Source organism: Microbispora corallina (genome assembly GCF_016863035.1).
Classification (GTDB): Bacteria; Actinomycetota; Actinomycetes; order Streptosporangiales; family Streptosporangiaceae; genus Microbispora; species Microbispora corallina.
In genome coordinates, this window is the sequence record NZ_BOOC01000011.1 from 332,134 (window position 1) to 351,467 (window position 19,334).

The following is a 19,334-nucleotide window of genomic DNA, read 5'->3' on the forward strand; positions in this document are numbered from 1 at the left end:
ACTTTGAATGTAGGTATTTCTGGATCGGCGGCACAGGAAGGGCGCATCCCCGTGCACAACAGATCTCCCCTCGGCCTCGTCATCCCCGTGGCCGGGCTGCTGGCGTTGTCGGCGTGCGGCGGCACGCAGGCCGCACGCGCGCCGCAGGGCGGCGCCCCCGTGAAGGGCGGCACCCTCACGTTCGCGGTGAACACCGAGCCCACCTGTCTCGATCCCCACCAGAGCCCTCAGGACGTGACCGGCCTGTTCACCCGCCCCGCGCTCGACTCGCTCGTCGCACTCGACGCGAAGGGGACCATCCACCCCTGGCTGGCGACCTCCTGGAAGGTGTCCGGCGACCAGAAGAGCTACACGTTCACGCTGCGGCAGGGCGTGAAGTTCAGCGACGGGACGCCCTTCGACGCCGCCGCCGTCAAGGCGAACCTCGACCACATCGTCGCCCCGGCGACGAAGTCGCAGCTCGCCGCCTCGTACATCGAGCCGTACACCGGCAGCGACGTGATCGACGACCACACCGTGCGGGTGAACTTCTCCCGCCCGTACTCGCCGTTCCTCAGCGCGCTCGCGACCGCGTACTTCGGCATGGAGTCGCCGGCGTCGCTCAAGCAGCCGCAGGACGCGCTGTGCAAGCAGGTGGTCGGGTCGGGGCCGTTCGTCATCGACGCCTGGACTCCCAAGCAGGGCATCACCTTCCACCGCAACCGCGGCTACAACTGGGCTCCGGCGAACGCGGCGCACAACGGCGAGGCGTACGCCGACAAGCTGGTGATCAAGGTGATCACCGAGAACTCGGTCCGGCTCGGCGCCCTCACCAGCGGCCAGGTGGACGCCATCGCCAGCGTCCCGCCGGTGAACGTCAGACAGGTGAAGGCCGACCCCGGCCTGGCCGTCGACGTCCGCCAGGCCCCGGGCGGCAACTACAACTACTACCCGAACACCGCCTCGGGCGTCTTCACCGACCGGCGCGTGCGGCAGGCGTTCCGGGACGGCATCGACTTCGCCACCATCGTGAAGAACCTGTACTTCGGGGCCTACCAGCCCGCCTCCAGTCCCGTCTCGCCGTCGACGACCGGGTACGACAAGGGCACCGAGACCCAGTGGAGGTACGACCCCGCCGAGGCGGGCCGGCTGCTCGACGAGGCCGGCTGGACGGGACGCGACTCCGAGGGCTACCGCACCAAGGACGGCAGGCGGCTGACCGTGCGCTGGCCGTTCTACAAGGCCGCGGCCCGGGAGAACCGCGACACGCTGACCGAACAGGTGCAGGCGGAGGCCAAGAAGATCGGCGTCGACGTCGACGTCACCAACCCGCCCAGCATCGGCGACTTCGTCACCGCCTTCACGAAGGGCGACTACGACCTGGTCGACTTCAGCTGGCAGCGGGCGGACGGCGACGCCCTGCGGAACCTGTTCTCGAGCGCGAGCATCTCCACGCCGACCAGGTTCGGCCAGAACGCGGCCCGCTACTCCGACAAGGAGGTCGACGGCTGGCTGAGCGACGCGCTGGACACCACCGACCTCGGCCGGCGCGCCGAGCTGTACGCCAAGGTGCAGCACAAGGTGACCGACGAGGCCGCGGTCTTCCCGGTGTACGTGTTCAACTACCTGCTGGGCGAGTCGAAGAGGGTCCACGGGATCGGCTGGGAGCCGCAGGCGTACCCGACCTTCTACGACGCCTGGGTCGTGCAGGGATGACGGCACGCCGCACGGTGGCCGGGCGGATCGCCGCCCGGCTGGGCACCTCGCTCCTGGTGCTGTGGGGGGCGGTGACGGTCGCGTTCGCGGCGCTGCACCTGACGCCCGGCGACGTGGCCGACGTCCTGATCGGCGACTCGACCGTCACGCCGGAGGTCCGGGCGCAGATCGTCCGGGAGTACGGGCTCGACCGCCCGGTCCCCGTCCAGTACCTCACCTACCTCGGCCGGGTGCTGCACGGCGACCTCGGCAGGTCCTACCAGCTCCACGAGTCGGTCGGGGAGGCCATCGGCTCGCAGATCGGCCCGTCGATCCAGCTCGCGCTCACCGCGTTCGCGCTGGCGGCGACCGTGTCGGTGACCGTGGCCACGCTGACGGCCAAGCGCCGCCGCTGGGTGCGCGGGCTGTTCTCCGGGCTCGAACTCGTCGGGGTTTCGGTCCCGTCGTTCTGGGCGGGGATCCTGCTGCTCACGCTGTTCTCGTTCACGCTTGGGCTCTTCCCGGTTACTGGGGGGCTGGCGCTGCCGGCGGTCGCCCTGGCCGTCCCGGTCATCGCCGTGCTGACGCAGGTGCTGCGCGAGGGGCTGGAGATCGCGCTCGACGAGCCGTTCGTGCTGACGGCCCGCTCGCGCGGCATGGGCGACCTCGCCGTACGGGTGCGGCACGCCCTGCGGCACGCGCTGCTCCCGACCGTCACCTTGGCCGGCTGGCTGGTCGGGGTGCTGTTCGGCGGCGCCGTCATCGTCGAGCAGGTCTTCTCGCGGCCGGGCATCGGACGGCTCACTCTGGCCGCGGTCGCCGGCAAGGACCTCCCGGTCGTCATGGGCGTGGTCCTCGTGTCGGCCGCCCTCTACGTGGTCGTCAACATCCTGCTCGACGTCCTGTACGTCGTCATCGACCCCCGGCTGAGGAGCGCGTCGTGACCGCCGTCGCGATCCGGCCCCGCCGGATCCCGCGGGCGGGGGTCTGGGCGGCGTCCCTCTTCGTCGCCGTGGTGGCGCTCGCCGCCCTGCTCCCGGCCGTGCTGGCGCACGGCTCGCCGAGCGACGTGGACGCGGTCGCCGCGCTCCGCCCGCCGGGGGCCGCACATCTGCTCGGCACCGACGCCAACGGGCGGGACGTCCTCACCCGGATCGTGTACGGCGCCCGGCCGTCGGTGCTCGCCGGCCTCGGCGCGACGGCGCTGGCCGTCGCCGCGGGCACCGTTCTCGGCCTGCTGGCCGCGCTCGGCGGGCGGGTGCTCGACGAGGTGACGATGCGCCTGGTCGACGTGCTGCTCGCGCTGCCCGGCCTGCTGCTGGCCCTGCTCGTCATCGCGGTCGTCGGACCGGGGACGTTCAACGCGATCCTCGCCATCGCCGCCTACACGCTGCCGAGCTACGCCCGCCTGGTGCGCGCGCAGACGCTGGTCATCCGCCGCTCCGGGTACGTCGAGGCGGCCACCTCGCTCGGCCTGACCCGGGGCCGGATCGTCCTGCGGCACGTCCTGCCCAACGCGTTCGCGCCGCTGCTGGTTGTGGCCACGATCGAGGTCGGCACCGCGCTGGTGGCCGCGGCGTCGCTCAGCTTCCTCGGCCTCGGCCCACGGCCCCCCGCGCCCGAGTGGGGGGCGATGCTCTCCCAGGGGCGCGACTACTTCTCCGTGGCCTGGTGGATGGCGATCTTCCCCGGCCTGGCGATCACGCTCACGGTCCTGTCGGTCACGGTCGTCGGGCGGCACCTCCAGCGCCGGGTGGAAGGAAGGCTCGCATGAGCGCGCCCATCGTCGAGGTCACGGACCTGCACGTGGCGTTCGGCCCGGTCCGCGCCGTGCGGGGGGTGTCCCTCGCCGTACGGCCGGGGGAGTGCGTGGCGCTCGTCGGCGAGTCGGGCTCCGGCAAGAGCGTCACCGCGCGGACGCTGATCGGCCTGACCGGCGACGGCGCCGAGGTGCGCGCCGCCTCGCTGGCGATCGAGGGCGAGGACGCGACGCGGTTCGGCGAGCGGCGCTGGCGCACAATCCGGGGGACCGGGATCGGGTACGTCCTCCAGGACGCCCTGGTGTCCCTCGACCCGCTGCGCCCGGTCGGCAAGGAGATCGCCGAGACCCTGCGCCTGCACCGGGCCGTCCCCCGGGGGACCGTGGCCGAGCGCGTGGTCGCCCTGCTGCGCGAGGTCGGCGTGCCCGAGCCCGAGGTGCGGGCCGCGCAGTACCCCCATGAGCTGTCCGGCGGCCTGCGCCAGCGGGCCCTGATCGCCTCGGCCATCGCCTGCGGCCCGCGGCTGCTGATCGCCGACGAGCCGACGACCGCGCTCGACGTCACCGTGCAGGCGCAGATCCTGCGGCTGCTGGCCGAGCGGAAACGGGCCGGCACGGCCGTGCTGCTGATCAGCCACGACCTCGCCGTGGTGGCCGAGCTGGCCGACCGCGTGCTCGTGATGAAGGAGGGCGAGGTCGTGGAGGAGGGGCCCGTGGCCGGGGTCCTCCGCGCGCCCGCCCACCCGTACACGCGGGCGCTGCTCGACGCCATCCCGGCCGAGCACGCCAAGGGCACCCGCCTGTCGCGCACCGCTGCCGGGAACGGGGCGGCGCGTCCGGAGAGCACGGCGGGTGGCGTGGACGGCGCGTCAGAGTCGCCGCCGCGTGTGCCGCCGGGGGTGACGCCGGGTCGCGCTCACGCTGGCTCCGGGACCGGCGCGTCCGCCTTACCCGGCGAGGTGGTGATCCGGGCCCGCGACCTGGCGAAGGCGTTCGGCGGCAGACCGGCGGTCGCCGGGGTGTCGTTCGAGCTGCGAGCGGGGGAGACCCTGGGCGTCGTCGGCGAGTCGGGGTCGGGCAAGACGACCACGGCCCGGCTCGTGCTCGGCCTGCTGGAGCCCGACGCGGGCGAGGTCGAGATCGACGGGCGGCCGTGGCGGGGACTCGGGGCGGCCGAGCGCCGGGAGCTGCGCCGCCACATCCAGGTGGTCTACCAGGACCCGCTCAGCTCGTTCGACCCCCGCTTCACCGTCCGCCGCGTCCTCGACGAGGCCCTCGCCGTGGGCGGCGAGCCCCGGGCCGCCCGGCGGGACCGGGCGGTCGAGCTGCTGGAGCAGGTCGGCCTGGACGCCGGGTTCCTGGAGCGCCGTCCCCGGCACCTGTCCGGGGGCCAGCGGCAGCGCGTGGCGGTCGCCCGCGCGCTGGCCCCGCGTCCCCGGGTCATCGTCTGCGACGAGCCGGTCTCGGCGCTCGACGTGTCGATCCAGGCGCAGGTGCTCGACCTGCTGGCCGACCTCCAGGCGTCGCTGGGCGTGGCCTACCTGTTCATCTCCCACCACCTCGGGGTGATCCACCACGTGAGCGACCGGGTCCTCGTGATGAAGGACGGCCGGATCGTCGAGTCGGGCGACGTCCGGCGCGTGTTCACCGCCCCCCAAGACCCGTACACGAAGGAGCTGCTGGCCGCGGTGCCGCGGCTGGAGCACGCGCACGGCAGCTCACCGCACAGCGCGGACGACCGCGCATCCGACCACCGCGCACCCGACCACCGTGCGCCCGCACGCGCGCACGATCGCGCATATGAACAGGAGCCGTCCCGATGAGCAGGCCGCGCAAGCAGGTCCACCTGGCCGCGCACTTCCCCGGAGTCAACAACACCACCGTCTGGGCGGACCCGGAGTCGAAGAGCCAGATCGACTTCTCCTCGTTCCGCCACCTGGCGCGGACCGCGGAGCGGGGGAAGTTCGACTTCTTCTTCCTCGCCGAGGGGCTGCGGCTGCGCGAGCTGAAGGGCCGCATCCACGACCTCGACGTGGTGGGCCGCCCCGAGTCGCTGACCGTCCTCGCCGCGCTCGCGGCCGTGACCGAGCGGCTCGGCCTGGCCGCGACCATCAACGCCACCTTCAACGAGCCGTACGAGGTGGCCCGGAGGCTGGCCACGCTCGACCACCTCAGCGAGGGCCGGGCCGCGTGGAACGTGGTGACCACCTCGGACGCCTTCACGGGAGAGAACTTCCGCCGCGGCGGGTACCTCGACCGGGCCGACCGCTACACGCGGGCCGAGGAGTTCGTCCGGCTGGCCCGGGAGCTGTGGGACTCGTGGGAGCCGGACGCGCTGACCGGTGCCGGCGACGGGTTCGTCCGGCCTGAGGCGATCCGGCCGTTCTCCTTCCAGGGCCGCCACTTCGACGTCGCCGGCCACTTCACCGTGCCCCGCAGCCCCCAGGGCCGTCCGGTCGTCATCCAGGCGGGCGACAGCGACGAGGGACGCGAGTTCGCCGCGAGGACCGCCGACGTCATCTTCAGCCGGCACGGCACCCTTGACGACGGCAAGGCCTTCTACGCCGACGTCAAGGGCAGGCTCGCCCGGTACGGCAGGCTGCCGCACCAGCTCAAGATCCTCCCGGCCGCCACGTTCGCGCTCGGCGACACCGAGGAGGAGGCGGCCGAGCGGGCCGCGGCGATCCGCAGGCAGCAGGTCGGGCCGCAGACCGCGATCGCGTTCCTGGAGCAGGTGTGGGGACGGGACATGTCGGCCTACGACCCCGACGGGCCGCTGCCGGACGTGGACCCCGACCTGTCCGACGGCGTGTGGGGAGGCCGGGTGCCGCTGGGCGACCGGACCGCCCTCGCCGCCAAGTGGCGTGCGCTGGCGGAGGAGAAGCGGCTCAGCATCCGGGAGCTGGTCATCGAGGTCACCGGCCGCCAGTCGTTCATCGGCACGCCGGCCGCGGTCGCCGCGCTCATCGACCGGTTCGTCCAGGAGGACGCCGCGGACGGCTTCATCCTCGTGCCGCACCTGACGCCGGGAGGGCTCGACGACTTCGTGGACCGGGTCGTGCCGCTCCTGCAGGAGCGCGGCGTGTTCCGCGCCGACTACTCCGGGACCACGCTCCGCGACCACCTGGGCCTGGGCCCGGGCTCGAACTAGAAAGGGCATCGCATGCCGGAAAGACCCCTCCATCTGTCCGTCGCGCTGGACGGCGCCGGGTGGCACCCCGCGGCCTGGCGCGACCTGCCCGGCTCCGGGTGGGCCACGTCCGACCTGTTCGGGGCGCGCTACTGGGCGGACCTCGTCGCGGAGGCCGAGCGCGGCCTGCTCGACTTCGTCACGTTCGAGGACGCCTTCGCGCTGCAGTCGAGCCTCTTCGACGGCCCGGACGGCCGGGGCGACCAGGTCAGGGGCCGGTTCGACGCCGTCCTGCTGGCCGCCCGGGTCGCGCCGCTGACCTCCAGGATCGGGCTCGTCCCGACCGCCACCACGACCCACACCGAGCCGTTCCACGTCGCCATCGGCATCCAGAGCCTCGACCACGTCAGCCTCGGCCGGGCCGGGTGGCGGCCGCAGGTGTCCGGGCGGCGGACCGACGCCGCCCACTTCGGCCGCAGGCAGGGCTTCCCGGAGCTGCGCCCCGACGCGCTCACCGCCCAGAGTGAGCACGTCCGCGACCTGTTCGACGAGGCCGCCGACGCCATCGAGGTGGCCCGGCGCCTGTGGGACAGCTGGGAGGACGACGCCGAGATCCGCGACACCGCCACCGGCCGTTTCGTCGACCGCGACAAGCTGCACTACATCGACTTCACCGGCCGGTGGTTCGGCGTCAAGGGCCCCTCGATCACGCCGCGGTCCCCGCAGGGCCTGCCGCCGGTCGTCGCCCTCGCCCACGACGTCGTCCCGTACCGGCTCGCGGCGCTCGGGGCCGACGTCGTGCTCATCACCCCGCACGACGTGGAGCAGGTGCGGTCGATCTCCGCGCAGGTCCGCGAGGCCGAGGCCGAGACGGGCCGCGCGGGCGAGCCGCTGCAGGTGTACGCCGACCTCGTCGTGTTCCTGGACGACGAGCCGGGGGCCGCGGCCGTCCGCCGGGCGCGGCTCGACGACCTCGACGGCGCGCCCTACGTCTCCGACGCGCTGGTCTTCGCCGGCACCCCCGGCGAGCTGGCCGACCTGCTGCTGGAGTGGCGGGCCGCCGGCGTCGAGGGGTACCGGCTGCGCCCGGCGTCCCTGCCGCACGATTTGCTGGGCGTCACCCGGGGGCTGGCGCCCGAGTTGCGGGCGAGGGGCGCGTTCCGCGCCGCGTACGAGGCCGAGACGCTGCGCGGCCACCTCGGCCTGCCGCGGCCCGCCTCCCGGTACGCCGCGGGGGCCGCCCGATGAGCGGCCGGGCCGCCGGCCCCGCGCCGTTCCCGATCCGCACGGAGAAGGTGATCGCGGCATGAAATTCCTGCTGATCACGCTCATCGCCCACGACGGACGCGTGTCCACCACCGAGCGGTTCCGCGAGGTGGTCGCCAACGCCGTCCTCGCCGAGGAGCTGGGGTTCGACGGGTTCGGGGTGGGGGAGCGGCACGAACGGCCGTTCATCTCGTCGTCCCCGCCGGTCGTGCTGAGCCACATCGCGGCCCGCACCTCGCGCATCCGCCTATTCACGGCCGTCACGACGCTGAGCCTGCTCGACCCGGTGCGGGCGTTCGAGGACTACTCGACGCTCGACCACCTGTCCGGCGGCCGGCTCGAACTGATCATCGGCAAGGGGAACGGCTCGGCCCAGGCCAAGCTGTTCCACGTCACGACCGAGGACCAGTGGGACCGCAACCGCGAGGGCTACGAGCTGTTCCGCCGGCTCTGGCGGGAGGACCAGGTCAGCTGGGAGGGCCGGTTCCGTCCGTCCCTGGAGTCCGCCGAGGCGCTGCCGCGCCCCCTCCAGCAGCCGATCCGCGTGTGGCACGGCAGCGCCACCAGCAAGGAGTCGGTCGACCTGGCCGCCCAGTGGGGCGACCCGCTGTTCTCCGCGAACGTCACCAACCCCATCGAGCCGTACGCCGAGCTGATCGACTACTACCGCGACCGATGGAAGTTCCACGGCCACGACCCCCAGGACGCCCTCGTGGGGGCCGGGACGGCCGGCTACTACGCCGCGCCGACCTCCCAGGAGGCCGTCGAGACCTACCGGCCCATCTACGACGCCCGCCTCGCCCTGTTCCGCAGGCTCGGCGTCGAGCCCGTGTTCCCCACGCTGGAGGACGCCGTCGAGCGCAGCTCCATCCTCGTGGGCAGCCCCCAGCAGATCACCGAGAAGGTGCTCCGCTACCACGAACGGTTCGGCCACGAGGTCATGCACCTGCACGCCGACGCCGACGGCCTCACCCCGCACCAGCACCGCGCCACGCTGGAGCTCTTCCAGAGCGAGATCGCCCCCGTGCTCCGCCGCGAGATCCCCAGCAGGCCGTTCCCCACCGGAGGGCAGCGATGACGCACCTTTCCATACTCGACCTGTCCCCGATCCCGTCGGGCGGCACCGCGGCTCAGGCGCTGCGCGACACCGTCGACCTGGCGAAGAAGGCGGAGGAGTTCGGCTACCACCGCTACTGGCTGGCCGAGCACCACTTCACGCCCGGCGTCGCCAGTTCGTCGCCCGCCGTGCTCATCGCCCTCGTCGCCGCCGCGACCAGCCGGATCCGCGTCGGCTCGGGGGCCGTGCAGCTCGGCCACCAGACTCCCCTCGCCGTCGTCGAGCAGTTCGGCACCATCGACGCGCTGCACCCGGGCCGGATCGACCTCGGCCTCGGCCGCTCCGGGCAGCGCCGGGCGGAGGCCCTGCGGGAGCCCCTCGCCCCGCGGGAGCCGAAGACCCGGCGCGTCGTCGACGGGCTGCTCATCCCCGAGGAGTTCTCGTTCGCGGCGCTGGTGCGCTCCCCGCGCTTCGCCCTGTACGCGTCGCTGCTCCAGCAGCCGGGGGCCGAGACGCCCGACTTCGCCGACCAGGTGGACGACATCATCGCCTTCCTCAACGGCACCTGGCGGTCGCCCGACGGCCTCGACGTCCACGTGGTCCCGGGCGAGGGCGCCGCCCTGCAGCTGTGGATCCTCGGCAGCAGCGGCGGCCAGAGCGCCCAGGTGGCGGGGGAACGCGGGCTGCCGTTCGCGGCCAACTACCACGTCAGCCCGTCCAACGTGCTGGAGGCCGTGGAGGCCTACCGGGCCGCGTTCAAACCGTCCGCGACGCTGGCCGAGCCGCACGTCCTCGTCTCGGCGGACGTCGTCGTCGCGCAGGACGACGCCACGGCCCGCGAGCTCGCCTCCGGGTACGGCCTGTGGGTGCGCAGCATCCGCTCCGGCGAGGGCGCGATACCGTACCCGTCCCCGGCGGAGGCGGCCGCGCACGAGTGGACCGAGGAGGACCGGCGGCTGGTCGCCGACCGGCTCGACACCCAGTTCGCCGGGACGCCCGGAGCCGTCGCCGACAAGCTGGCCGTGCTCCGCGACGTCACGGGCGCCGACGAGTTGCTGATCACCACGATCACGCACGACCACGCCGCCCGCGTGCGCTCCCACGAGCTGCTCGCCGAGGCCTGGTCGGCGCGGTGAGGGAGGGTCCTTCCAGCTGAAAGTTGCACAGGGATCCGGTCGTCCGCGCAGGTCGCGGCGCCGTGACGGCCGGCGTCCTTGACCCGGCCGAGCGCGCGCGGCGACCATTCCGGGGTTCCGAGCAGGCCCGATACCAGGGAGCCCCATGTCCGGCCGCCATTCCGACGTCCGACGCCGCGCGCGGCTCGTCGTCGCCCTCGTCGCGGCGCTGTCCGCCTGGCTGGCGGCGGCGCCGCTCGCGGCGGGCGCGGTCGCCGACCCGCCCGCACCGGTGACGGGCAACGCCACCTACTTCGACGCGCTCGGCTCGCCGTACGGCGGGTGCGGTCTGCCGCAGTCGGAGCTCGACACGCAGGACTTCGTCGCGCTCAACGTGTACGACACGCCCGGCGACTACTCCTTCTACCCGCGGCCGCTGACCGGCGCCAACGCGTCCAAGACGGGCATGTGGAACAACGGCCTCAACTGCGGCCGGTTCGTGAAGGTCACGGTCTCCGACTACTGCACCGGTGTGAACGACGGCGCCCCCGGCCAGGCGTTCTGCCGGAACGGGTCCTGGACGCAGGACGCGTACAACGGGGCGACGCTGATCATGCAGGTCGCCGACAGCTGCGGCGACTCCAACGCCTGGTGCCGGGACGACCGGTACCACCTCGACCTGGCCAAGGGGTCGCTCAACAAGTTCGTGAAGAACGGCTCCGCGGTGGGGGACATGTACCCCTCCCACTGGAACAACCGCCACATCACGTGGTCGTACGTCCCGGCGCCCGACTACACGGGCGACATCAAGATCGGCTTCCTGCAGGGGGCGCAGGCGTGGTGGCCGGCGATCGCCGTGTCCCACCTGGCCAACGGCATCCACGGGGTCGAGTACTACGCCAACGGTTCCTGGCAGCAGGCCCAGATGAACGGCGACATGGGTCAGTCGTACATCATCGGCGGCCTCACCTCGGGCTCCACGCAGTTCCAGATCCGGGTGCGCGACGTCTCCGACACGCTGATCAACAACGGCCGGGTCTACAGCTTCTCGCTGCCGTCGGCGTGCGGCTCCCAGTGCAGCGCGGCGTACACCAGGGCGACCTACACGACGAGCGGCCCCAGCGCGTCGCCCTCGCCGAGCCCCTCACCGAGCCCCTCGCCGTCGCCCAGCCCGTCCCCGTCGCCGTCCCCGTCGCCGAGCCCGTCGCCCAGCCCGTCTCCGTCCCCGAGCCCGTCGCCGAGCCCCTCGCCGTCTCCTTCCGGCACGGTGTCGTGCCAGATCGGCTACCAGGTGGCGAACTCCTGGCAGGGCGGGTTCACGTCGACCGTCACGGTGAAGAACACGGGCGCCACGACGTGGAACAACTGGACCGTCGCCTGGACCGTCCCGTCCGGCGTCTCGCTCGTCAGCGCCTGGAGCTCGACCATCACGACGAGCGGCACGAGATGGACGGTCAAGGCGCCGAGCTGGGCGACCAGTCTGGCTCCCGGGGCGTCCACCAGCTTCGGCTTCCAGGGCTCCGGGCCCTCGACGCCGTCGCCGTCCGCCATCGCCTGTTCCTGACCCGTCCCGAACCAGGGGCGGACCCGGCCGTCGGCGGGCCGCCGGTAGCATTCGATCACTGCGATCGACGGCGGCGGCCCGTCCTGACCGGCCAACCTTTGGAGCGACGATGTCCCGACCTCTGCCCGGAGACACCCGGCCCGGCGACCTGGTGATCGGCGGCTACACCCCCGACACCGACGGGTCGGGGCCCGGGCTCACGGTCGTCCGCACCGCCCCCGACGGCGTGCTGCGGGCGCTGGCGCGCACCCCCGCGTCCGGGCCCTCGTTCGTGGTCGAGCACCCCGGGCTGCCCCTGCTGTACGCCGTGCTGGAGCGGCCCGACGGCGGCGTGGCCGTGTTCGCCGACGAGGCGGACGGCCCCCGGCCGCTCGCCGAGCACCCGAGCGGCGGCTCCTACCCCTGCCACCTGGCGGTGGACCCCGCGGCGGAGTGGCTGGCCGTGGCCAACTACGGCGACGGGACGGTGGCGGCCTACCGGCTCGACGGGGACGGCATGCCGCAGCCCGGGCCTCTGCTGTTCCCCAACGAGGGCGGCGGCCCCGACCCGGACCGCCAGGAGGGCCCGCACGCCCACGAGGCGGTCTTCGGCCCGGACGGCGTGCTCCACGTCACCGACCTCGGCACCGACGAGATCCGGCGCTTCCTGCCGGGCATGGTCCCGCACCCCCGCGGCCCGGTGCGGCTGGCCCCCGGCAGCGGCCCGCGCCACTTCGTCCACCACCGCGACCTCTGGTACGTCACCGGCGAGCTCGACGGCATGGTCCGCGTGTACGACGCCGGCTGGCGGGAGGTCGGCGGCGCGGCCGCGAGCACGAGCGGCGGGCACAACCAGCCCTCCCACATCGCACCGTCGCCCGACGGCCGGTACCTGTACGTCGGCAACCGCGGCCCCGACACCGTCAGCGTCTTCGAGCCGGACGGGGCCCGGCTGGAGCTCGTGGCCGAGGTGCCGGCCGGCGGCCGCTGGCCACGCCACTTCGGCGTCACCCCCGACCGCCTCTACGTCGCCGCGCAGCGGTCCGGCGAGGTGACCGCGATGGAGCTCAAGGACGGCGTCCCGCAGCCGGGCGAGCGCGCCCTCGAGGTCGGAACCCCGTCCTGCGTGCTCGTCCGGAGCCGCGCCGCGGTCTGACCCGTCCCGGGTCTGACCGTCCCGGGAACTGAGCGCACCCGGCGCGCGGGATCAGGGGACGCGGCCCACGCCGCCGACGATCCAGACGCGCTGCGCCTGAGCCTCGCTCTGCGGCGTCTCGGGCCGCCACTGCCGGATGTAGACGAGGCCGGGCTCGACGAGCTCCGTGCCGTCGAAGAAGCGCAGCACCTTCTCCCGGGTGCGCGCGTCGCCCTGCGGGACGATGCGGCGGAACAACGAGAGGATCGGGTCGGCGAGCTCCGGCCGGCTGTCGAAGACGGCGTGCCCGATGGCGATGAAGCTGCCCGGCGCGAGGCGGTCGCGCAGGTGGGCGACGCCCTTGTACGGCTCGTCGGCGTCGGGGAGGTACTGCAGCCGCGCCGGGATGAGCACGGCGACCGGCCGGTCGAGGTCGATGAGCCGGGTCATCTCGGGGTCGGCCGTCATCTCCGACGGCCGCAGGATCGAGCCCTTCACGACCCCGGTGTCGTGGTTGCGCGCGAGGACGGCCCGGGCGTGGTTGAGCACCACCGGGTCGTCGTCCACGTACACCACGCGGGCCCCGGGCAGCAGCTCCTGCGCGACCTCGTGCGTGTTGCGCTGCGTCGGCAGCCCGGACGCGATGTTGACGAACTGCGTGACGCCCTGGTCGACGAGGAACCGCACGACACGTTCGATGAAGTCCCGGGTGTCGACGGCCATCGTCTTGACCTCGGGGGCGATGGTGAGCAGGCTCTCGGCGAACTCCCGGTCGGCGGCGAAGTTGTCCTTCCCGCCGAGCAGGTAGTCGCTCATCCGGGCGATGTTGGGCGTGCTCGTGTCGAGACCCGTCACCCCGCGCCCCTCCGTGCCGCCCAACCCGGTCTCCTCGCCTCGCAAATCCGGTTCAGAACGATTATCGCCCAACCAATACCTCTATACGGGCTGAAAGCGCAGGAAGTCAGCCCGAATATGTCAATCCCACCAGAAAGACCACGCGTTCTGCCCCATGATCTGCTCGGCGTACTCGGTCAGCGTGCCCGGTCCCTGCAGGATGCTGTCCGGGCAGAACGTCCAGTGCTCGGCGGCCACGTGCAACGCGTGCGCCGGGGTCGCGGGCGGGGCCGCCACGCTCAGGTCGAGCGTGTTGAACCCCATGGCGACGACGCGCGCGCCGAACCGGTCCTCCCAGCTCCGCACGACGGCGGCCAGCGGCACCGTCCACTCGTTGTGGTGCAGCGCCCCCTGCCAGCCGATCGCCACCATGGCGTCGGCCCCCCGCGACACGGCGGCCAGGCCGAGCGGCGTGACGCGCTCGGCCACCACGTCGGCGTACCAGTCCGCCACCGCGTCCGGGTCGGCCACGAGCGTCCCCGGCGGCGCCGGGCCCGGGCACGCGCGCCCGAACGGCGCCAGGTCCTCCTCGCGGCCCTCGACCAGGTCGTCCCAGGCCTCGGCCATGAACCCCGCCGCCGAGTAGTGGTCGATCTCGTCGACCGGGTCGGGGGCGATCTGCCCGGCCGACCACGGCTGCACGCCGTCCTCCAGCAGCACCGGCCACAGCCCTGACCGCGGGTGCTCCCGCCGCAGCCGGCTCCACAGCCCGGCGGGGACGGGGTCGTCGCTCAGCCAGAAGGACGGCCGGTGGTGCGTGCGCAGCCGGTCGTAGTCGGGGTCGGGCCAGACGAGTGTCCCGGAGGGCAGGTCGACCGACAGCGCGCGCCCCTCGCCGCCGTCGCCGAACAGCAGCTCCAGTCCCGGGGGGAGCCGCCATCGCTCGTGAACCGACATGCGCCAATAATGTCGGACCCCGCCGCGCCGCGCCCCGCGAGGGCGATCTCCGGGCGCCCGGCTACGGGACGTCGACCCGGCACAGCCCCTCGGCGAGGACCTTCGTGGTCAGGCGGGTACGGCTGTCGCACCCCAGCTTGGCGAAGATGTGCTCCAGATGGGTGGTCACGGTCCGGACGCTGAGCACGAGCGCGGCCGCGATCTGCGGGTTGGAGTCGCCCTGGGCCACCCGCGTGAGCACCTCCACCTCCCGGGAGGTGAGGTCGTACGGCAGGTCGCAGGGACGCTCGGCGATGACCGCGCCCTGGATGGCGCCGTGGGCGCCGACGCCCGCCCGGTGGATCCGCACCTCCCGCCACTGGCCCCCGGCGTCCGGCCACAGCCCGCGCCGCGACAGCTCGCGGGACTCGATGAACCGCCGGGCCAGGTCGGCCATGGCGGGCTCGGCCGCGATGGCCTCGGACGGCGGCCAGCCCGCGACGTCCCGGCGCCGCCCGCCGCGCTCGAACGCGACGGCGTGGAACCCGGGCGGCAGCCCGAGGGGGTCGATGACGCACCGGGTGAGGTCGGTCAGGTGGGCGAGGGCGGGGGAGACGGCGCTGATGACCGGGGCCGCCTCCGGCGGCAGGTCCGACCGCGCGCTCACGTGCAGCAGGCCCGTGTACCGGCCGCCGGACAGGAACAGGGGCGTGGTGATGCCGCAGCGCCAGCCGTACGGCTCCAGGTGGCGCCGGAAGTACCGCTCGGTGCCGGGGGAGCCCATGACGACCGGCGTGCGCATGGACATCGCCCGCCGGTAGGCGTCGAGCCGCGCGTACTCCTCGGCCGCGTCCTCGTCCACCCGGGCGTAACCGGCGGACACCAGAGACCGGTGGCGGCCGGTCGCCGGGTCGAACGCGACGAACTCGTAGGCCTCCACCGGGATGACCTCGCGCAGCGCCGTCATCGCGCCGTGGGCCCCGTGCCGGGCCGCCTGGAATCCCAGTTCGGCGACGGCATGGAGGTGGCGCGCGCTGAGGTTGATCTGATCCATGGGTCCTCCATGGTCAGCCTGCCGGGTATAGAACCAGTAAGGAATACGTAAACCATCCGATGCATTGACTGTGCGCCTTACCTACCCTCACCGGCAACACGACGGAGAGGCGGAGGATCAGTGCGGGTCACCAGAAGACGGGCCGCCGCCCTCGCTGTGGCGGCGGTCATGCTGAGCGGCGGGTGCGGAGGGTCGTCGCAGGACGGCGCCAAGTCGGAGGGGAACGCCTTCTCCGTCGCGCTGACGGAACCCGACCATCTCACCCCGGGCAACACCTCCAGCGACTACTCGATCACGGTGCTGGACGCGCTGTTCGAGACTCCGGTCTCCATCGACGCCGCCAGTGGCAAGCCCCTGATGCGGGCGGCCGAGTCGGTGAGCAGCACCGACCAGAAGGTCTGGACGATCAAGTTCAAGCCGGGGCAGAAGTTCAGCAACGGCGAGCCGGTCACGGCGCAGAGCTTCGCCGACTCCTGGAACGCCACGGCCTACGGCCCCAACGGCTGGACCAACAACTACTACTTCGCCAACATCGAGGGCTACGACAAGCTCAACCCCGAGAAGGGCGACCCGTCCACGGACAAGCTGAGCGGCCTCAAGGTGGTGGACGACACCACACTCGAGGTGACGCTCACCGCGCCGTTCAGCCAGTTTCCGATCACGCTCGCCTACATCGCGTTCGCGCCGATGCCGAAGGCGGCGTTCACCGACCTTAAGGCGTTCGACCAGGCGCCGGTCGGCAACGGGCCGTTCGTGCTCGACGGCGCGTGGGAGCACAACAGGCAGATCAAGCTCAAGCGGTCGGCGTCGTACGCGGGCGAGCGCAGGGCCAAGGCCGACGCGGTGACCCTCAAGATCTACGCCAGCCGTGACACCGCGTGGACCGACCTGCGGGCCGGCCGCGTGGACCTGATGACGACCGTCCCGCCGGCCAGCACGGGCGAGGCGAAGAAGCTGCTCGGCGACCGCTTCGTGCAGACCCCCGACGGCACGATGGACTACCTGGGCTTCCCGACCTTCGACAAGCGGTTCGCCAACCCCGACCTGCGCAAGGCGTTCTCCATGGCCATCGACAGGCAGGCCATCGTGGACGCGGTCTACGACGGCGCGTTCAAGCCGATGGCGTCGCTGCTCGCGCCGCTGGTGCCCGGCTACCGGGAGAACGCCTGCGGCGAGGCGTGCACGTACGACCCGGCCAAGGCCAAGGCGCTGTTCGACCAGGCCGGCGGCTTCAGCGGCACGCTGAACCTGTGGTTCTCCAACGCCGACCCGAGCTACGAGCAGTGGATGACCGCCGTCGCCAACCAGCTGAAGCAGAACCTCGGCATCTCGGACATCAAGTTCCGCAAGATCCCGGCCGCCGACTACCTGTCGACCCTGCGCCAGCGCAAGGAGGACGGTCCCTACCGCAACAACTGGGTGATGGACTACCCGAGCCCCCAGGACTACCTCGAGTACATGTGGGGCGCGGGCAACCGGATGGGCTGGGAGAACAAGGAGTTCGACGACCTGATCAAGCAGGCGAACTCGGCGCCGAGCCTGGACGCCAGCCTGCCGCTCTACCAGAAGGCCGAGGACGTCGCGCTGGCCGACATGCCGATGATCCCTCTGTGGAACTGGCAGAACCAGATCGGCTTCACCAGCCGCCTCAGCGGCGTCGACGTGACCCCGTACAGCAAGAACCTGTACACGATCAGCGTGAAGCAGGGGTGACACGAGGGTGAGGTACGCCCTGCAGCGCCTGGTCCAGGCCGTCCCGGTCTTCCTCGCGACCACGTTCGTGATCTACGCGATGGTGTTCGCGCTGCCGGGCGACCCGATCCTGGCGCTCGCGGGGGACAAGCCGGTGCCCGAGCAGGTGCTCGCCGTCATGCGCGAGCGCTACCACCTCGGCGACCCCCTGCTCGTCCAGTACGGCCGGTACATGCTGGGCGTCCTCCACGGCGACCTCGGCGAGACGTTCACCGGGCAGCCGGTGAGCGAGCTCCTCCAGGACCGCTGGGGGGTGACCGCCCGGCTCGCGCTGACCGCCTGGGCGTTCGAGCTCGTCGTCGGCATCGGCCTCGGCGTCCTCGCCGGCCTGCGCCGGGGCGGCGTCGCCGACACCGCCGTCCTGGCCGGGACGACCTTCGTCATCGCCGTGCCGGTCTTCGTCGTCGGCTACACCGCGCAGATCGTGCTCGGCCTGCACCTCGGGCTGTTCCCCACCGCGGGGGACGACGAGGGCTGGCCGGGGAGCTACCTGCTGCCCGGCATGGTGCTCGGCTCGTTCGGCCTGGCGTACGTCGCCCGGCTCACCCGCACGTCCCTCGTGGAGAACCTGCGCGCCGACTACGTCCGCACCGCCGTCGCCAAGGGTCTCGGCAGGCGGCGGGTCGTCGGCGTGCACGCGCTGCGCAACTCGCTCATCCCGGTCGCGACGTACCTGGGCGTCGACTTCGGCAACCTCATGGCGGGGGCGGTCGTGACCGAGGGGATCTTCAACCTGCCGGGCATCGGCCAGCAGGTGTTCCAGTCCATCCAGCTCCAGGAGGGCCCGGTCGTCGTCGGCGTCACCACCCTGCTCGTCATGATCTTCATCGTCGCCAACCTGGCCGTCGACCTGCTGTACGGCGTGCTCGACCCGAGGATCCGCCGTGCTCGCGCGTGACGCGTGGCTGGACCTGCGCCGCCGGCCGGTGTTCTGGTTCTCCGCCGCCGTCCTGCTGCTCGCCGGGGCGATGGCGGCCGTCCCGCACGTCTTCGCCCGGCTCGGCCCCAACGAGCACTGCGACCTGCGGCTGTCGAAGCACGGGCCGGCGGGCGGCGCGCCGTTCGGGTACGACCTGCAGGGGTGCGACTACTGGTCCCAGGTCGTCCACGGCACCCGCGCGTCCGTGGCGATCGGGCTGGCGGTGACCGTGTCCGCGCTGGTCGTCGCCGTCGTCCTCGGACTCGTCGGCGGGTTCTACGGGGGACTCGCCGACGCGCTCATCTCCCGGGTGACCGACGTGTTCTTCGGCATCCCGTTCGTCCTCGGCGCCACGGTCGTGCTGGTCGCCTTCCCCGAGCACGGCATCTGGGCGATGACGCTCGTGCTGGTGGTGCTGGGCTGGACCACGATGACCCGGATGATGCGCGGCCAGGTGATCGCGATCCGGGACATGGACTACGTCGAGGCCGCCCGGATGCTCGGCGCCGGCGACGGACGGCTGATGCTGCGCCACATCCTGCCGAACTCCGTCTCCCCGGTCATCGTCGTGGCCATGCTCAACGTGGGCAACGTCATCGCGGGAGAGGCCACCCTCGACTACCTCGGCGTCGGCCTGCAGTACCCCGAGGTGTCGTGGGGCCTGCAGCTCAACGTCGCCCAGTCGTTCTTCGCCGACCACCCGCACCTGCTGGTCTTCCCCGCCCTGTTCCTGACCGCGACCGTGCTGAGCTTCCTCCTGCTCGGCGACGTCGTCCGCGACGCCCTCGACCCGCGCCTGCGCTAGCGAGTGTCCCGTGATCATGTGACGGGACAAGGCCCTAGGTCGTTCGTCCCGGAGTTGGCAGGGCTTTTGGCTGATGCAGGGGTAGCTGATGCTTTTTGGGTCTAGCCATGGCTTTCGCCACTGCTGAGGAAACGTATCCGGCCTGTCAGCACCGTGGTCGGCTGGCGACTGTCGCGCCCGACGGCACCCCGCAGAACAATCCCGTCGGGTTCCACCACAACGCCGGTCTCGGCACGATCGACATCTTCGGTTCCGGGATGGAGTCGTCGGGGGCCCGGCCTGGTCTTCACGTCCGAGACATCGCGCGTGAGGAGGCCGGTCAGTGACGGTGAAGAGCGCGGTCGTCTTGGGGCCC

17 protein-coding genes are annotated in these 19,334 nt (G+C 72.5%); 14 read left to right on the plus strand and 3 right to left on the minus strand.

The window, feature by feature from the left end; genetic code table 11:
• Positions 1-51: 51 nt before the first annotated feature.
• From Mco01_RS15180 to Mco01_RS15225, 10 genes are all read left to right on the plus strand, one after another.
• Positions 52-1,695, plus strand: a complete 1,644-nt coding sequence (locus Mco01_RS15180) for an ABC transporter substrate-binding protein (protein ID WP_239103615.1) — start codon at positions 52-54, stop codon at positions 1,693-1,695.
• Positions 1,692-2,618, plus strand: coding sequence for an ABC transporter permease (locus Mco01_RS15185; protein ID WP_204057533.1), 927 nt, complete (start codon positions 1,692-1,694; stop codon positions 2,616-2,618). The genes Mco01_RS15180 and Mco01_RS15185 overlap by 4 nt, the downstream gene beginning before the upstream one ends.
• The gene (locus Mco01_RS15190; protein ID WP_204057534.1) at positions 2,615-3,448 is read left to right on the plus strand and encodes an ABC transporter permease; all 834 of its coding nucleotides are present in this window, start codon (positions 2,615-2,617) and stop codon (positions 3,446-3,448) included. Before Mco01_RS15185 ends, Mco01_RS15190 begins: the two co-directional genes overlap by 4 nt.
• Complete coding sequence (locus Mco01_RS15195; RefSeq protein WP_204057535.1) at positions 3,445-5,256, plus strand: dipeptide ABC transporter ATP-binding protein; 1,812 nt, start codon at positions 3,445-3,447, stop codon at positions 5,254-5,256. The genes Mco01_RS15190 and Mco01_RS15195 overlap by 4 nt, the downstream gene beginning before the upstream one ends.
• A complete protein-coding gene (locus Mco01_RS15200) occupies positions 5,253-6,584 on the plus strand; it encodes an NtaA/DmoA family FMN-dependent monooxygenase (protein ID WP_204057536.1) in 1,332 nt (443 codons plus the stop codon). The genes Mco01_RS15195 and Mco01_RS15200 overlap by 4 nt, the downstream gene beginning before the upstream one ends.
• Before the next feature lie 12 nt (positions 6,585-6,596).
• Positions 6,597-7,811: an LLM class flavin-dependent oxidoreductase gene (locus tag Mco01_RS15205; RefSeq protein ID WP_204057537.1), complete on the plus strand. Its 1,215-nt coding sequence runs from the start codon at positions 6,597-6,599 to the stop codon at positions 7,809-7,811.
• 58 nt (positions 7,812-7,869) lie between these two features.
• Positions 7,870-8,907 (plus strand): LLM class flavin-dependent oxidoreductase, encoded by a 1,038-nt coding sequence (locus tag Mco01_RS15210; RefSeq protein WP_204057538.1) that lies wholly within the window; start codon positions 7,870-7,872, stop codon positions 8,905-8,907.
• A complete protein-coding gene (locus Mco01_RS15215; RefSeq protein WP_204057539.1) occupies positions 8,904-10,022 on the plus strand; it encodes an LLM class flavin-dependent oxidoreductase in 1,119 nt (372 codons plus the stop codon). Before Mco01_RS15210 ends, Mco01_RS15215 begins: the two co-directional genes overlap by 4 nt.
• 145 nt (positions 10,023-10,167) lie before the next feature.
• Complete coding sequence (locus tag Mco01_RS15220) at positions 10,168-11,565, plus strand: cellulose binding domain-containing protein (protein WP_204057540.1); 1,398 nt, start codon at positions 10,168-10,170, stop codon at positions 11,563-11,565.
• Between the two features lie 109 nt (positions 11,566-11,674).
• On the plus strand, positions 11,675-12,700 hold the full coding sequence (locus Mco01_RS15225) for a lactonase family protein (RefSeq protein ID WP_204057541.1): 1,026 nt from the start codon (positions 11,675-11,677) through the stop codon (positions 12,698-12,700).
• A 51-nt stretch (positions 12,701-12,751) separates the two neighbouring features.
• Here the strand turns inward: Mco01_RS15225 and Mco01_RS15230 are convergent, their stop codons facing one another.
• From Mco01_RS15230 to Mco01_RS15240, 3 genes are all read right to left on the minus strand, one after another.
• The gene (locus Mco01_RS15230) at positions 12,752-13,558 is read right to left on the minus strand and encodes an SAM-dependent methyltransferase (protein WP_239103616.1); all 807 of its coding nucleotides are present in this window, start codon (positions 13,556-13,558) and stop codon (positions 12,752-12,754) included.
• Between the two features lie 96 nt (positions 13,559-13,654).
• The gene (locus Mco01_RS15235) at positions 13,655-14,470 is read right to left on the minus strand and encodes a DUF4253 domain-containing protein (RefSeq protein ID WP_204057542.1); all 816 of its coding nucleotides are present in this window, start codon (positions 14,468-14,470) and stop codon (positions 13,655-13,657) included.
• Positions 14,471-14,531: 61 nt separating this feature from the next.
• The gene (locus Mco01_RS15240; RefSeq protein WP_204057543.1) at positions 14,532-15,503 is read right to left on the minus strand and encodes a helix-turn-helix transcriptional regulator; all 972 of its coding nucleotides are present in this window, start codon (positions 15,501-15,503) and stop codon (positions 14,532-14,534) included.
• Positions 15,504-15,623: 120 nt separating this feature from the next.
• On the opposite strand from Mco01_RS15240, the gene Mco01_RS15245 reads away from it, so the two are divergent.
• The 4 genes from Mco01_RS15245 to Mco01_RS15260 all read left to right on the plus strand — a co-directional run bounded on the left by Mco01_RS15245 (position 15,624) and on the right by Mco01_RS15260 (position 19,305).
• Positions 15,624-17,216, plus strand: a complete 1,593-nt coding sequence (locus tag Mco01_RS15245) for a peptide ABC transporter substrate-binding protein (protein WP_204057544.1) — start codon at positions 15,624-15,626, stop codon at positions 17,214-17,216.
• A 7-nt stretch (positions 17,217-17,223) separates the two neighbouring features.
• Entirely contained in the window at positions 17,224-18,153 is a 930-nt protein-coding gene (locus Mco01_RS15250; protein WP_204057545.1) for an ABC transporter permease, read from the plus strand.
• Positions 18,140-18,979, plus strand: coding sequence for an ABC transporter permease (locus Mco01_RS15255; protein WP_239103617.1), 840 nt, complete (start codon positions 18,140-18,142; stop codon positions 18,977-18,979). The genes Mco01_RS15250 and Mco01_RS15255 overlap by 14 nt, the downstream gene beginning before the upstream one ends.
• Before the next feature lie 107 nt (positions 18,980-19,086).
• Positions 19,087-19,305: a PNPOx family protein gene (locus tag Mco01_RS15260; RefSeq protein WP_204057546.1), complete on the plus strand. Its 219-nt coding sequence runs from the start codon at positions 19,087-19,089 to the stop codon at positions 19,303-19,305.
• Positions 19,306-19,334: the final 29 nt, after the last annotated feature.

Coding starts and splice junctions, on each gene's coding strand:
- Mco01_RS15185 (WP_204057533.1), top strand. CDS start 1,692: ATGACGGCACGCCGCACGGTGGCCGGGCGGATCGCCGCCCGGCTGGGC.
- Mco01_RS15195 (WP_204057535.1), top strand. CDS start 3,445: ATGAGCGCGCCCATCGTCGAGGTCACGGACCTGCACGTGGCGTTCGGC.
- Mco01_RS15200 (WP_204057536.1), top strand. CDS start 5,253: ATGAGCAGGCCGCGCAAGCAGGTCCACCTGGCCGCGCACTTCCCCGGA.
- Mco01_RS15205 (WP_204057537.1), top strand. CDS start 6,597: ATGCCGGAAAGACCCCTCCATCTGTCCGTCGCGCTGGACGGCGCCGGG.
- Mco01_RS15210 (WP_204057538.1), top strand. CDS start 7,870: ATGAAATTCCTGCTGATCACGCTCATCGCCCACGACGGACGCGTGTCC.
- Mco01_RS15215 (WP_204057539.1), top strand. CDS start 8,904: ATGACGCACCTTTCCATACTCGACCTGTCCCCGATCCCGTCGGGCGGC.
- Mco01_RS15220 (WP_204057540.1), top strand. CDS start 10,168: ATGTCCGGCCGCCATTCCGACGTCCGACGCCGCGCGCGGCTCGTCGTC.
- Mco01_RS15225 (WP_204057541.1), top strand. CDS start 11,675: ATGTCCCGACCTCTGCCCGGAGACACCCGGCCCGGCGACCTGGTGATC.
- Mco01_RS15235 (WP_204057542.1), bottom strand. CDS start 14,470: ATGTCGGTTCACGAGCGATGGCGGCTCCCCCCGGGACTGGAGCTGCTG.
- Mco01_RS15240 (WP_204057543.1), bottom strand. CDS start 15,503: ATGGATCAGATCAACCTCAGCGCGCGCCACCTCCATGCCGTCGCCGAA.
- Mco01_RS15260 (WP_204057546.1), top strand. CDS start 19,087: ATGGCTTTCGCCACTGCTGAGGAAACGTATCCGGCCTGTCAGCACCGT.